Here is a 13,440-nt window from a genome sequence, read left to right on the forward strand (position 1 = left end):
ACGCCGCGCCTCACTCGGGCCGGATGTTCCCGATCCGCGCCGTCTCCTGCCAGAGCGCCAGGTCTCCCCCGAGGAAGGTGCCGAAGGCTGCCGGCGACAGCGCCTGCACCTCGCCCCCCGCGTTCTCGATGCGCTCGACGATCCGGGGCCCCCGGATGGCCGCGACGATCGCCTCGTTCAGCGCCGCCGTCGTCGCGGGATTCATCCCCGCGGGGCCGAGCACCCCGAACCAGGCGGCCGCGGTCCGCACCCCCGGCACGCCCTCGCCCAGCACCGGCACGTCGGGCAGCGCACGCAGCCGCCGCTCCCCGCTGACCGCCAGCGCCCGCACGCGCCCTTCCCGCAGCACGGGGCCCGCGACATCGAGCGGCACGAACATCGCGTCCACGTTGCCTGCGACGACGTCCAGCAGCGCCGGCGCCGTGCCGCGGAACGGCACCTCCGGCCCGGTAAGCCCCAACGCGCTCCGCAGCAGCACGGTCTGCATGTGCAGGGACGATCCCACGCCGCCGATGCCGAAGGAGAACCCGTCCGGCCGCGACCGCGCCGCTGCGACGAAGGCCGCGAGGTCGCGCTCCCGCACCGAAGGCCCGACCGCCAGCACGCTCGCCGGCAGCCGCGCGAGCAGCGCGACCGGCGTGAAGTCCTCGACGGGACGATACGGCAGGTTGCGCATCAGCACGGCATTCAGCGTGTGGCTCGTGAAGGCGACGAGCAGCGTTCCGCCGTCGGGCGCGGCGCGGGCGACGGCGATGGCCGCGACGTTGCCCCCGGCGCCGGCCCGGTTCTCCACGACGACGTTGCGCGACAGCCGCTCGCGCAGCGCCTCCGCGATCTCCCGCGCCAGCGTGTCCGTCGTTCCGCCCGGCGCCGCGCCGACGAGCAGCGTGACGGTGGGCGGCAGCGCCGGCTGCGCCCGCGCGAGGACGGGAAGAACGAGGGCGGGGGCCACGAGCCCGGCGGCGATCAAGGGGCGGCGTCCGGCCATGCGGTCCTCCTGCGTCGGCCGCAGGCTACGCCCACCGCCCGCCGCGACCAAACCTCACCCGGGCCGGCGCGCCGCCAGCGCGCGCCGCCACGTCGCCTGCAACTCCCGCATGCCGAGCCGCCGAATCCCCGCCGCTTCGAAGGCCCGCGTCGCCGCGCCGGAGGCCAGATGCCGGTACTCGGCGAAGCGCCAGGCCGCGTGCTGGGGCGAGATCGCCTGGAAGTCTCCCGGCACCGTCGCGTGCAGCGCGAGGTGCGTGACGCCCGCCGGCAGCCCGGCGATCATGCCGTCCCACCGCGCGGCCAGATCCTCCTCCGCGACCGGCAGGGTCCCGCGGATTTCGTCCACCACCGGCAGGCCCGCGCGGTCCAGCGCCGCGATGGCCTCGGCGTAGCGCGCCGCGTCCGGGGCGAAGCGGATGGCCCGCGGCAGCACGGGGAAGGCGCCGTAGTCCACGGCGATCCGGACATGCGCGTCCAGAAGTTGCGGCAGCATCGCCGCAGCCATGTGCGCGTCCAGGTGGGTCGGCCGCAGCCCCGCGGCGAGGGCGCGGTCCATCTGGGCGCGGAGTTCCGCTTCCGCCGCTTCCGGCACCACGTGACGCGCGAGGCTGGCCACGTCGCGCCAGAAGAAGCCGTCTCCATCGACGAGCCCCGAGGCCCGGCTGACCGTGGAGACCGGCGCCCAGCGATACCCCTGCCACTCGCTCGTCAGGGTCAGATGCACGCCGAGGTCGAGCGACGGGTCCGCCGCACCGGCCTCCGCGATCTCCCGGAACCAGGGACAGGGCACCATCACCGATCCGCAGGTCACGTGCCCGGCAGCAGCCAGTTCCAGGAAGGCCCGGTTCGCCCCATGGCACATGCCCAGGTCGTCCACGTGCGGCACGACCGCGCGCAGAGCAGGAGGGGACGGTCCAGGCGCCTCGTTCACCCCCAAGCCTTCCGCCGCGCCGCCGGACATCCGGCGTCACGAACGCCCGCATCACCGCGGCGGTTCCCGGCGCGCAGACGCTCGCCGGGACGCGGGCCCCCCGCGTCAGGCGTTCACCGGCACCAGTCGGTAGCCGGTCCCCGAGCGCTCCACGCGTCCGGTCGCCGGCATCGGGAAGTGGTAGCCGATGACGGGCATCCGCTCCGTCGCCGCGCGATCGAGCAGCGCCTTGCGCGTCGCGACGGCCGTGGGCGGGTCCATGTCGAAGCCCGGATACCATTCCGAGTTCGCCATGAAGAGCGCGGGGTTGTTCACCGCGTCACCGATGACCAGCGCCTGCTGGTTCCCGTCGCTGACGAGGAAGGAGCAATGTCCTGGCGAATGCCCGAAGGTCGCGACGGAGGTGACGCCCGGCGCGACCTCCGCACCCGCGCGGAAACGCTCGACCTTCGCGGCGTAGGGGGCAAAGCGGCGTCGGGCGTTCTCGAAGGCCGGGCGGCGCGCGGCGGGGCCGCGGTTCATCTCGTCGTCGCTGTTCCAGAACGCCCACTCGCCTTCGGGCACCTTGATCGTCGCGTTCGGGAAGGCCGGGGAGCCGTCCGCGGCCAGCAACCCGCCGACGTGGTCCCCGTGGAAATGCGTGAACACCACGGTCCGTACGGAAGCCGGATCCAGCCCTGCCGCGCGCATGGAGGCGAAGAGGGATCCCGCCCCGTTCGGCGCACCCTGGCCGAAGCCCGCGTCGATCAGCACCAGCCCGTCGCGGGTCTGCACCGCCGTCGGCGTGAACGGGTTGGGCACCGCGTAGTCGGTGATCCCCGCAGCGTTCAGTGCGGCCTGGACCTGTTCCGGGGAGGCGTTGACGACGGAGCCCTGACGGATGTCGGGGCGGGCGACATTGCCCTCACGCAGCACGAAGACCGGCGTCGCGCCGACCTGGAAGCGGTGGAAGGCCGGGGCGGTCGGCTCCGCCGCGGGGGCCGCCGTCTGGGCCCGGGCCGTGCCGAGGAGGGCAGGGGCCGCGAGCCCCGCCGCGAGGATGCTGCGCCGTTCCATGGATCGTCTCCCGCCCCTCGTTGGGGCAGCGCACATATGCCGCGCGCCGCCGGGCGTTCAAGCCGAAGCCGCCAGCCCCGGGCGCCTTCAGTCCCGGGCGCCTTCAGTCCCGGGCGCCGTCAGTCTCCGGCGTCATCAGCCTCCGGCGGCGTCAGTCTCGGGCGAAGGTGACCACGGCCTCGACGCTCGACGACCAGCGGAACTGGTCCACTGCGACCGCCCGCTCCACCCGCCAGCCGGGGGCCCGCGCGAAGGCTGCCGCGTCGCGCGCGAGGGCAGTCGGGTTGCAGGACACATAGACCACCCGCGTCGCGGCGCGGGCCAGCACCGGCACCTGCTCCGCCGCGCCGGCGTAGGGCGGGTCCAGCACCACCGCCGCGCTGCCCGCGATCTCCGGCGGCAGCAGGGGTTGTCGCGCCAGGTCACGCCGGGTCGCGGTCACGCGCGCCGCGCCCGCCGCCCGGAGAGCCGCGACCGCCTCCGCCGCGCCCTCATGCGCGACGACGCGCCCGCGCCGGGCCAGCGCGAAGGTCAGCGTGCCGAGGCCGGCATGCAACTCGACGATCGGCGCGCGCGGCGGCATCCGGCGCGGCAGGCCGTCCAGCACCGCCGCGACGATCGCGGCCTCCCCCTCCGGCGTTGCCTGGAGGAAGGCACCGGCCGGCGGCGCCACCGCCACGCCGGACAGCGCGATGGAAACCGGCCCCGACTGCGCCGCCACCTCGGGCGCTTCCCGCCCGCCCTCGGCGGCCCAGGCGATGCGAGGGATGCCGTTCGCGGCGCCGAAGGCCGCGAGCACCGCGCGATCCGCTGCCGTCGGAACGCCGTCCGTCCGCAGCAGAAGGTCAGCACCAGTGTCGAGGAGGTTCACCACGGCCGACCCCGCACGCCGGAACGCCGACAGACGCCGCGCCAGATCCCGCAGTGGCGCGACGAGCGCCAGCAACCGAGGATCCAGCACGAAGCAGGCGTGCAGGTCGAAGGGCTCGCGCGACCCCCGCGCGTGGAAGCCGACGACGATGCCACCGCCCGTCCGCCGCATAGCCAGGTCCGCTCGCCGCCGCGTGTTCGGCGCGGAGACGACGGCCGGCGGAACCGCGACGTCCGGAAACCCCGCCCGCCCCAACGCCTCCACCACGCGCGCGGCCTTCCAGGCGGCGAAGGCCGGATCCGCCCAGTGTTGCACCACGCAGGCGCCGCAGGTGCCGAAATGGGGGCAGGGCGGGACGACGCGGTCGGGCGAGGGGACCTCGACCGCTTCCAGCGTCGCCGAACGACCATCGCCGCGCCGCTCGCCGGGCGTGACGCGGACGACTTCGCCGGGGAGCGAGAACGGAATGAAGACCGGCGCGCCGGAGTCGTCGCGGGCGATGCCGTCGCCCGCCGCCCCCATCGACGCGACGCTCAAGCGCATCGCGTCACTCATCCCCCGGCCTGTCGGGTAGGGGCAGGTGGCGCGACGCGATGCGGATTTCCGACACGAAGGACAGAAGTGCCGTGATGAGCGCGAGCATCGCCCCGACCAGCAGCGCGGCCAGCACCCAGGCAACGGGCAACCCCAGGAACCCGCCGACGAAGGACCAGACGATCAGGCTGCACAGCAGGAAGGCCGCGACGACCGAGGCAAGGATCGCCCGGTTCACCGCCCGCGCCCGGCGGGACAGCGCCGCGCGTTCGCCCGCGATCTGCGCGGAACGCCCGTCCCGGATCGACCGTTCCCGGTCGATCAGCCGGGCCAGCCGCCCCGTCAGCACGTTCAGCAGCGCGAAGATGCCGCTGAGGAGGAAGGCGGGGGCGACCGCCGAGGCGATCGCCCGCTCGATCCCCGCGATGTCATCGGCGCCGAAGATCACGCGCCGAAGGACCACTTCACCCGAACGCGTTCAGTCCGGTCTGCGCTCGGCCGAGGATCAGCGCATGCACGTCATGCGTGCCCTCGTAGGTGTTCACCGTCTCGAGGTTCATGACGTGCCGGATCACGTGGTACTCGTCGACGATCCCGTTGCCGCCGTGCATGTCCCGGCTGACGCGCGCGATGTCGAGCGCCTTGCCGCAGTTGTTGCGCTTGACGAGGGAGATCATCTCCGGCGCCGCCTTGCCCTCGTCGAAGAGCCGCCCGACGCGGAGCACGGCGTGCAGGCCGAGCGTAATCTCCGTCTGCATGTCCGCCAGCTTCTTCTGGACAAGCTGCGTCTGCGCCAGCGGCTTGCCGAACATCTTGCGGCCCAGCGTGTAGTCGCGCGCGGCGTGCCAGCAGAACTCCGCCGCCCCGAGCGCGCCCCAGGCGATGCCGTAGCGCGCGCGGTTGAGGCAGGAGAAGGGCCCCGCGAGCGACTTCACGCCGGGGAGGCGGTTCTCCTCGGGGACGAAGACCTCATCCATCATGATCATGCCGGTGACGGAAGCGCGCAGGCTGAACTTGCCCTCGATCTTCGGGAAGGTCAGGCCCTTCATCCCGCGCTCCAGGATGAAGCCGCGCAGGATGCCTTCGTCGTCCTTCGCCCAGACCACGGCGATGTCGGCGATCGGCGAATTGGTGATCCAGGTCTTCGACCCCGAGACGAGGTAGCCGCCATCCACCTTCTTCGCCCGCGTGCGCATGGATGACGGGTCGGACCCGGCATCCGGCTCCGTCAGCCCGAAGCAGCCGACCATCTCGCCGGTGCGCAGCTTCGGCAGGTACTTCTGCCGCTGCTCCTCCGACCCGAAGGCATGGATCGGGAACATGACGAGGGAGGACTGGACGGAGAAGGCGGAGCGGTAGCCGCTGTCGACCCGCTCGACCTCGCGCGCCATCAGCCCGTAGGCGACGTAGGACACGCCTGCGCAGCCGTATCCCTCGAGCGTCGCGCCGAGGAAGCCCATCTCTCCGAAGGCGTTCATGATGGAGCGGTCGAAGGTCTCGTTCCGGTTCGCCTGGATGATCCCGGGCATCAGCCGTTCCTGGCAGAAGTCCCGGGCGGCATCGCGGATCATCCGCTCGTCCTCCGTCAGCTGCTCCTCGAGCAGCAGCGGGTCGTCCCACTGGAAGGCGGGAGTCGAGCGGGGGCGCGGCGCCAGCGGCGCCTCGGGCTCGCCCGAGGTGGCGGCGTCGGCGGGGGAGATGGGCGTCACGACGTTCATGGCGGGCGTCCTCCCTGGGGGCGCGCCGTTCTAGACCCGGCCGCGCCGATGTTCACCTAGCTTCGCGCACGACGGGCCCGGCGGGGCGCCCCGGAAGGGGTCGCCCGCCCGACCCGTAACGATCAGGCCGCCTCGGCGTCCTGAGACTCCGAGTTCCGCCTCGGGCGGGGAATGGGCAGCAGCATGAAAGCCGGCGTCGCGTCGCCGAAGCCAACGACCGACGGACCCAGATCGTCCTGCCGGTACCGGCGCGCACGGTCATCGCGGCTGCCCCGATCGTCCCGAGGCCGATCGTCCCGAGGCCGATCGTCACGGGGCCGATCGTCGCGGGGCCGATCGTCGCGGGGCCGATCGTCGCGGGGCCGATCGTCGCGGGGCCGATCGTCGCGGGGCCGATCGTCGCGGGGCCGATCCTCACGGGGCCGATCGTCGCGGGGCCTATCGTCCCGCGGCCGCTCGTCCCGCGGTGCACGGTCGCGGTACCGGTCATCCCCGCGCGCCTCCTGCGGCCGGTCGGACCGCGGACGCTCCTCGCGACGCGGCTCGGACCGCGGACGGTCGTCCCGCCCGCGCCGCGGCTCGCCCCGACCCTCGTCCGGACGCGCAGCCTCCCGGTTGACCTCTTCCAGCACGCGGTCGGCGCTGCGGGAGGGGCGCTCGTCTCGCCCACGGCCCCTGTCGCGACCGGCGTCGCGGCCAGGATCACGGCCGGCGTCGCGGCCTGCATCACGGCTGGCATCCCGCCCGCCCTCGCGCCCACGGTCCCCGCCGCGTCCGCGATCCCGCCCGCCGGAGCGCCCGTCGCGGGACGGCCCGCCGCGCCCGCCGCGGCCGCGCACGGCCTTCTCGCCCTCGCGCAGTTCCTCGGCCGTCGGCGGCTCCAGGCCCTCGACGAGCATCGGCGGGATGGGCCGCGCGGTCAGCCGCTCCACCGCGGAAACCAGCTTCGCGTCGTAGGGCGCGGCCAGCGTGTAGGCATGCCCCTCGCGGCCCGCGCGGCCCGTGCGGCCGATGCGGTGCACGTAGTCCTCCGCGTGGAACGGCACGTCGAAGTTGAAGACGTGCGACAGCCCGCCGATGTCGATGCCCCGCGCCGCCACGTCCGAGCACACCAGCAGCTGCAGCTCGTTGTTCTTGAACTTCTCCAGCGTCGCGAAGCGAACGGATTGCGGCAGGTCGCCGTGCAGCGCGCCCACCGAGAAGCCGTGCTTCTTCAGCGACTTGTAGAGGATGTCGACGTCAACCTTGCGGTTGCAGAAGATCAGGGCGTTCTGGACCTCCTGCGACTTGATCAGCCGGCGCAGCGCCTCGCGCTTGTCGTACTCCTTCACCCAGACCAAGCCCGCCACGATCGTCGTCGCGACCGTCGCCGAGGCCGAGACGGCGATCGTCTTCGGGTTCTGCAGGAAGGCATCGGCCAGGCGGCGGATCTCCGGCGCCATCGTGGCGGAGAAGAACAGCGTCTGCCGCATCTTCGGCAGCATCGACACGATCCGCTCGACGTCGGGGATGAACCCCATGTCGAGCATGCGGTCCGCTTCGTCGATCACCAGCACCTTGCAGTCGGCCAGCAGGATGCGCCCGCGCTCGAACAGGTCCAGCAGCCGGCCCGGCGTCGCGATCAGGACGTCCACGCCCTTTTCCAGCACGTCGCGCTGGTCATTCATGCTCTCCCCGCCGATGAGCAGGGCGTGGGTGAGGTTGAGGTACTTGCCGTACTTCACGAAGTTCTCGGCGACCTGCAGCGCCAGTTCCCGCGTCGGCTCCAGGATCAGCGACCGCGGCATCCGCGCCTTGGCCCGGCTGCCCGCGAGGATGTCGAGCATCGGCAGGGTGAAGCCCGCCGTCTTGCCCGTTCCGGTCTGGGCCACGCCCATCACGTCCCGGCCCATGAGCACGATCGGGATCGCCTGCTCCTGGATCGGCGTGGGGTGGAGGTAGCCGGACTCCTCGACCGCCTTCAGGATCGGCTCGGACAGGCCGAGATCGGCGAAGGTCGCGCGGGGCGGGGCCGCCTCGGCCTGGGCCAGGCCTTCTTCCTCGGCCGCGACCTCCTCCGGGTCCTCGTCGTCCGAATCCTCGTCCTCGAGGTCGTCGCCGTCCTCGTCCGCCTCGTCCTCGTCGGCCAGCGCCTCGAGGGGCTCGGCCTCCTCGAAGGCAGCGGGACGCTCGGCGAAGCCCTCGCTCGAACCCTCACCGACCGGGTCGCCATCGGCGGCGCCGGCATGCACCGTCCCCGCGGGGACCTCGTTCACGGCCACGCTCTCCGGCGCGGCAGCGCCCTCCGGGGCCGCGTCATGGGCGGCGTCCCGAAGGCCGGCGGTCGTCTCGTTCTCGTTCAAAGTCGTTCGTGTCCTGTGCGCGTTGCCCGGTCCAGGCCGGGTCGCGAGGGAGGGGCCGGCGATGCGCCGGCGGTGTGCCCTTGAGGGGGCGAGGGCCGGGCGGAAGCGGCGCAAGAGCGCGTCCGCGACGCGCGAGGCACCGGCACCACGGGGACCATCGAAGGGAATCCCGCGCCCGCCCGCCGGCGATATGCCCCCGGAACGGCGTCGTTGCAAGGATTCGTGGCATCCAGCCGGGTCGCATCGGTCGCGGCGGGCCAGCCCGCGACGGCCCCAGCCGCCGCCTGCTCCGACGACACCCCAGCGCAGCCGGTGTAGCAAGTGCCGATGCCGCGCATCCCCCTCCTGCTCCTCCCCGGCCTCCTCTGCGACGCACGGCTCTGGCGGGACCAGGTGAACGGCCTGTCCGGGATCGCCGATCCCATCGTCGCCGACCTCACCCTGGACGACAGCGTCGGCGCCCTGGCCGACCGCGCCCTGGCTGCGGCCCCGGAGCGCTTCGCCCTCGCCGGCCTCTCCATGGGCGGCTACGTCGCGCTGGAGGTCATGCGGCGCGCCCCGGAACGCGTCCTGCGCCTCGCCCTCTTCGACACCTCCGCCCGCCCCGACACCCCGGAGCAGTCGCGCCGCCGGCGCGGCCTCATGTCGCTCACGCGCTCCGGCCAGTTCCGCGGGGTCACGCCGCGGTTGCTGCCGCAACTGATCCACCCCGGCCGCCTCGGCACCCCCTTGGCGCAGGAGGTCATGGAGATGGCGGAGCGCGTGGGCCGCGACGCCTTCCTGCGCCAGCAGGCCGCCATCCTGTCCCGTCCGGATTCCCGCCCCGACCTGCCCCGGATCGCCGTCCCCACGCTCGTCGCGGTGGGGGAGGCCGACATCCTCACCCCGCCCGAACTCGCCGAGGAAATGGCCGCCGTCATCCCGGGCGCCGTCCTGCAACGCATCCCCGGTTCCGGCCACCTGCCGACGATGGAGACGCCGGCGGCCGCGACCGCCCTGCTCCGGGAATGGCTCGCGGCCTGACCCACCGCCGTCATCGCCCCGCAACGGGATTCCCGCCCCGCCGTTCCTGGCAGGGGAACGGAGCCACCATGTCCAGCACCACGTCGGATCTCGAAGCCGGCACGATCATCGAACCGAAGGAGGCGGCCGAGGCCGCCGGCCTCCGCTACGTCCACGACGACCGCCCGGGCATCACGCGCCACGCGGTCGGGAAGAACTTCGCCTACCGCAACCCCGACGGATCGAAGGTGAAGGAGGAGGCGACGCTCGCCCGCATCCGCTCGCTCGCCATCCCGCCCGCCTACACCGAGGTCTGGATCTGTCCCCACGCGAACGGCCACATCCAGGCCACGGGCCGCGACGCCAAGGGCCGCAAGCAGTACCGCTATCACCCCCGCTGGCACGAGGTCCGCGACCAGACGAAGTACGATCGCATGGCCGAGTTCGCGGAGGTCCTGCCCCGCATCCGCGCCCGCGTCGCCGATGACCTCCGCCGCCCCGGCCTGCCGCGGGAAAAGGTGCTGGCCACCCTGGTCCGCCTTCTGGAAACCACGCTCATCCGCGTCGGCAACGACGAATACGCGAACACCAACGGCTCCTACGGCCTCACAACGCTGGAAAACCAGCACGCCGAGGTCGAGGGCCGCCGCGTCGCCTTCCACTTCAGGGGCAAGAGCGGCAAGGATTGGGAGGTGGACGTGACCGACCCGCGCGTCGCGAAGGTCGTCCGCGAATGCCAGGACCTGCCGGGACAGGAACTCTTCGCCTACAAGGACGACGACGGTACGATCCACGACGTCGGCTCCGCGGACGTCAACGCCTACCTGCGGGAGATCAGCGGGGGCGACATCACCGCCAAGGACTTCCGCACCTGGTCCGGCACCGTCCTCGCCGCCCTGGCCCTGCGGGAGTTCGAGGCCGCCAACAGCGCGACGGCGGCGAAGAAGAACGTCCGCGCCGCGATCGAGCAGGTCGCCGCCCGCCTCGGCAACACGCCGACCGTCTGCCGCAAGGCCTACGTCCACCCCGACATCCTGGAAGGCTATCTCGGCGGCAAGCTCGCGCTGGAGATCGCGGAAATGGCCGAACAGGAATTGCGGAACGACCTGCCCCGCCTGAAGCCGGAAGAAGCTGCCGTCCTCGCGCTGCTCGCGCGGCTGAAGCAGGAGAAGTCGGCCGCGCCGCCATCCCGGACGAAGGCGGCGAAGCCCCGCAAGGCACAACCCGAGGGCGCCGCGCCGCGCAAGGCCGCGCCGAAGCGCGCCGCAACGCCTCGTCGCGCCGCGGCCTGACGGCGGCATGGCCGCGCGTCGCGGGCCCGGCTACTCCACCCGCACGTTCGCCCGCCGGATGACCTCCGCCCATTTCCGCGTCTCCGAAGCGATGAAGGCCGCGAACTCCTCCGGCGTCGTGGGCTGGGCGACGGTTCCGATGGCCTCCAGCCGCGCGCGGACCTCCGGCTCCCGCAGCGCCTCGGTGAAGGCCGCGTTCAGCGCCGCGATGACCGGCGCCGGCGTCCGCGCCGGTGCGACGAGCCCGAACCAGCCGACGGATTCGTAGCCCGCGACGCCCGCCTCCGCGATCGTCGGCACCCCGGACATGCTCCTCACCCGGGCCGAGGTCGTGACGGCGAGCGGCACGACGTTGCCCTGCCCCTGCAGCCCCGCCATGGAGGTCAGGTCAATCACCGCGAGGTCCGTCTGGCCGCCGAGCAGCGCCGTCAGCGCCGGTGCGCTGCCGCGGAAGGGGACCGGCTCCAGCGGGAGGTCGGCCGCCTGCTTCAGCAACTCGGCCGACAGGTGCATCGCCGTCCCGGTCCCGCCATGCGCCACCGTCATCGGCTGCGCCCGCCCCCTGGCCGCCTCCCGCAGTTCGGCGATGCTCCGCACGTTCAGCCGCGGCGACGCCGCCAGGACGAAGGGAATCCCCGCGAGCATGGTGACCGGTGCGAGGTCGCGCAGCGGGTCGTAGGGCATGTTCGGCATGAGGCTGGGGTTCACCGCCAGCGCCCCTGCCGCCCCGATACCCAGCGTGTGCCCGTCCGGCGCGGCTCGCGCGACCGCTTCCATTCCGATGTTGCCGCCCGCGCCGGGCCGGTTCTCGATGACGACGGGCTGTCCCAGCCGCGCCTCGACGCGCGACGCGAGGATGCGGCCGATCACGTCGCTGCTGCCGCCGGGCGGGAAGGTCGAGATCAGGCGGATCGGCCGGCTCGGGAAGCGCTCCTGCGCGACTGCCGGGGCGGTCACCGCCAGGGTTGCGCCGGCCAGCAGGCCGCGCCGCGCGAGGTCGTTCATTCCCGTTCCCCCCATGCTTCCGGTCCCCTAGGCGGCCGCACGGGCGCGCTGAGCCGCCGCCCCGCGCAACCGGTCCAGGACCGCGCCCGGATCGGCCGGGGGCGCGTCGCCGCGCCACGCCACGTGCGTGTCGGGCCGCACCAGCACCAGCGCGTGGTCGTAGCCCGCCGCCTCCGCCGCGGTGCGATCCAGGTCCAGCACGGCGAAGGGCATGCCCACCCGCGCCGCAGCGTCCGTGAACCCGCCCGCGTCCAGCGAGGGGTCGAGCCGCAGCAGCGTGTACCCGGGCGACAGCGCGTCCAGCAGCGGCCGTCCCTCCGCCAGCCACAGGTGCGGCGCCCGGCAACCCGGCACCGTGGACGGCGTGAACCCGTCCATCGAATAGGCCGGCGCCTCCGCCCCGTCCTCGCAGACGATCGGGCTGTCCGCGTAGTAGTAGCCGAAGTTCAGCCCGCCGCAGCAGTACTGCGTGACGTTCAACTCGTAGGCCTCGCGCCCGAGTTTCTCGCGGGCCGCCGCACCCTCCGGCGTATCGTCCTCGATGTTCGCCGGAACCTCGCCGCGCTGCCGCACCATCGCCAGCGCGTGGTTCATCGCGAAGCGCGAGACCTGGTCCGTGATCGGCTTCCGCTCCGCCTCGTAGGCGTCGAGGATCGCCTCTTCCGCCCAGCCCCGCAGATGGGCCGCCAATTGCCAGGACAGCGTCACCGCATCCGCGATCCCCGCATTCATCCCGTAGCCCGCATAGGGCATCCACAGATGCGCCGCGTCGCCGCAGATGAAGGCTCGCCGATCCCGGAACCGCGTCGCGACGAGACGCCGCCCCACCCAGTCCTCCTGGCTCAGAACCTCGTATTCGAAGTCCGGCCCGACGCCGAGGATCGCGCGGATGGCCCAGTCCCGGTCGAAGGTGTCGAAATCCTCGATCCCCGGCGGCAGGTGGCTGTGCACCAGCCAGTCCTGCACGCCGTCGATCGCGACGACCATCCCGGGCCGCCGCGGGTTCAGCGCGCCGATCATCCAGGCCGGCTCGCCCATCAGCCCCAGCAGCGACGGCGCGCGGATGAAGGTGGACTGCACGCGCTGGATGACCGGCGTCCCCTCGAACCGCGCGCCGATCCCGTGACGGACCATCGAACGGCCGCCTTCGCAGCCCACGATGAACTGCGCCTCCACCGTGAACCCGTCACCCCCATCCAGGTCCACCACCGCCGCCCGCACGCCGCGCGCATCCTGCGCGAAGGATTCGACCTGTACCCGGTTCAGCACGCGCACCCCCGGCGTCGCCGAGAGGTGGGCGAACAGGACGGGCTCCAGGAAGCGCTGGTTGATCCGATGCGGCGGCTCCGGCGTCGGCCACCAGGTGTCGGGACCGCCGGTCGCGGTGTAGCGGTCGCGACGGCAGGGAATGGGGATGCGCGACATCTCCACCCCTGTCGCCGTCGTGCGATAGGCGATGTCGTTCGGGTAATCCGCCGGCAGTCCCGTCTCCCGCAGCGCCTTCGCCACGCCGAGGCGCCGGAACACCTCCATGGACCGGGCCGAGACGTGATTGCACTTGGGGCTCGGCGGCTCCCCGGCCCGCCGCATCTCCGCCACCACCACGCCCACGCCGCGGGAGGCCAGGTCCAGCGCCAGCGTCATCCCGACCGGCCCGCCGCCGACGACGAGCACCTCGGTCCGCAGGTCCTGCCGCATT

11 protein-coding genes are annotated in these 13,440 nt (G+C 73.1%); 2 read left to right on the forward strand and 9 right to left on the reverse strand.

Annotated features, from left to right (window positions below; translation table 11 throughout):
• Positions 1 to 10: 10 nt before the first annotated feature.
• From ACE7GA_RS17010 to ACE7GA_RS17040, 7 genes are all read right to left on the reverse strand, one after another.
• On the reverse strand, positions 11 to 988 hold the full coding sequence (locus ACE7GA_RS17010; RefSeq protein WP_376088914.1) for a Bug family tripartite tricarboxylate transporter substrate binding protein: 978 nt from the start codon (positions 986 to 988) through the stop codon (positions 11 to 13).
• 54 nt (positions 989 to 1,042) lie between these two features.
• Positions 1,043 to 1,921, reverse strand: a complete 879-nt coding sequence (locus ACE7GA_RS17015; RefSeq protein ID WP_376088917.1) for a polysaccharide deacetylase family protein — start codon at positions 1,919 to 1,921, stop codon at positions 1,043 to 1,045.
• A 105-nt stretch (positions 1,922 to 2,026) separates the two neighbouring features.
• Positions 2,027 to 2,977, reverse strand: coding sequence for an MBL fold metallo-hydrolase (locus tag ACE7GA_RS17020; RefSeq protein ID WP_376088920.1), 951 nt, complete (start codon positions 2,975 to 2,977; stop codon positions 2,027 to 2,029).
• Positions 2,978 to 3,128: 151 nt separating this feature from the next.
• Complete coding sequence (locus tag ACE7GA_RS17025; protein ID WP_376088923.1) at positions 3,129 to 4,391, reverse strand: class I SAM-dependent RNA methyltransferase; 1,263 nt, start codon at positions 4,389 to 4,391, stop codon at positions 3,129 to 3,131.
• Between the two features lie 4 nt (positions 4,392 to 4,395).
• On the reverse strand, positions 4,396 to 4,830 hold the full coding sequence (locus ACE7GA_RS17030; protein WP_376088926.1) for a DUF2721 domain-containing protein: 435 nt from the start codon (positions 4,828 to 4,830) through the stop codon (positions 4,396 to 4,398).
• A 16-nt stretch (positions 4,831 to 4,846) separates the two neighbouring features.
• The gene (locus ACE7GA_RS17035; RefSeq protein ID WP_376088929.1) at positions 4,847 to 6,100 is read right to left on the reverse strand and encodes an acyl-CoA dehydrogenase; all 1,254 of its coding nucleotides are present in this window, start codon (positions 6,098 to 6,100) and stop codon (positions 4,847 to 4,849) included.
• A 122-nt stretch (positions 6,101 to 6,222) separates the two neighbouring features.
• Positions 6,223 to 8,130, reverse strand: coding sequence for a DEAD/DEAH box helicase (locus tag ACE7GA_RS17040; RefSeq protein ID WP_376100329.1), 1,908 nt, complete (start codon positions 8,128 to 8,130; stop codon positions 6,223 to 6,225).
• Positions 8,131 to 8,769: 639 nt separating this feature from the next.
• On the opposite strand from ACE7GA_RS17040, the gene ACE7GA_RS17045 reads away from it, so the two are divergent.
• A complete protein-coding gene (locus tag ACE7GA_RS17045; RefSeq protein ID WP_376088932.1) occupies positions 8,770 to 9,465 on the forward strand; it encodes an alpha/beta fold hydrolase in 696 nt (231 codons plus the stop codon).
• Between the two features lie 68 nt (positions 9,466 to 9,533).
• A complete protein-coding gene (locus ACE7GA_RS17050) occupies positions 9,534 to 10,736 on the forward strand; it encodes a DNA topoisomerase IB (protein ID WP_376088935.1) in 1,203 nt (400 codons plus the stop codon).
• Positions 10,737 to 10,766: 30 nt separating this feature from the next.
• Here ACE7GA_RS17050 and ACE7GA_RS17055 read toward each other — a convergent pair whose 3' ends face one another.
• Positions 10,767 to 11,741, reverse strand: coding sequence for a Bug family tripartite tricarboxylate transporter substrate binding protein (locus tag ACE7GA_RS17055; protein WP_376088938.1), 975 nt, complete (start codon positions 11,739 to 11,741; stop codon positions 10,767 to 10,769).
• Positions 11,742 to 11,768: 27 nt separating this feature from the next.
• The gene (locus ACE7GA_RS17060; protein ID WP_376088941.1) at positions 11,769 to 13,439 is read right to left on the reverse strand and encodes an FAD-dependent oxidoreductase; all 1,671 of its coding nucleotides are present in this window, start codon (positions 13,437 to 13,439) and stop codon (positions 11,769 to 11,771) included.
• Position 13,440 lies beyond the last annotated feature (1 nt).

The organism is Roseomonas sp. CCTCC AB2023176 (assembly GCF_042259275.1).
Classification (GTDB): Bacteria; Pseudomonadota; Alphaproteobacteria; order Acetobacterales; family Acetobacteraceae; genus Roseomonas.

Bases quoted from the DNA above. Each gene is read 5' to 3' on its own strand.
- ACE7GA_RS17035 (WP_376088929.1), bottom strand. From the start codon at position 6,100: ATGAACGTCGTGACGCCCATCTCCCCCGCCGACGCCGCCACCTCGGGC.
- ACE7GA_RS17060 (WP_376088941.1), bottom strand. From the start codon at position 13,439: ATGCGGCAGGACCTGCGGACCGAGGTGCTCGTCGTCGGCGGCGGGCCG.
- ACE7GA_RS17055 (WP_376088938.1), bottom strand. From the start codon at position 11,741: ATGAACGACCTCGCGCGGCGCGGCCTGCTGGCCGGCGCAACCCTGGCG.
- ACE7GA_RS17045 (WP_376088932.1), top strand. From the start codon at position 8,770: ATGCCGCGCATCCCCCTCCTGCTCCTCCCCGGCCTCCTCTGCGACGCA.
- ACE7GA_RS17025 (WP_376088923.1), bottom strand. From the start codon at position 4,391: ATGCGCTTGAGCGTCGCGTCGATGGGGGCGGCGGGCGACGGCATCGCC.
- ACE7GA_RS17020 (WP_376088920.1), bottom strand. From the start codon at position 2,977: ATGGAACGGCGCAGCATCCTCGCGGCGGGGCTCGCGGCCCCTGCCCTC.
- ACE7GA_RS17050 (WP_376088935.1), top strand. From the start codon at position 9,534: ATGTCCAGCACCACGTCGGATCTCGAAGCCGGCACGATCATCGAACCG.
- ACE7GA_RS17010 (WP_376088914.1), bottom strand. From the start codon at position 988: ATGGCCGGACGCCGCCCCTTGATCGCCGCCGGGCTCGTGGCCCCCGCC.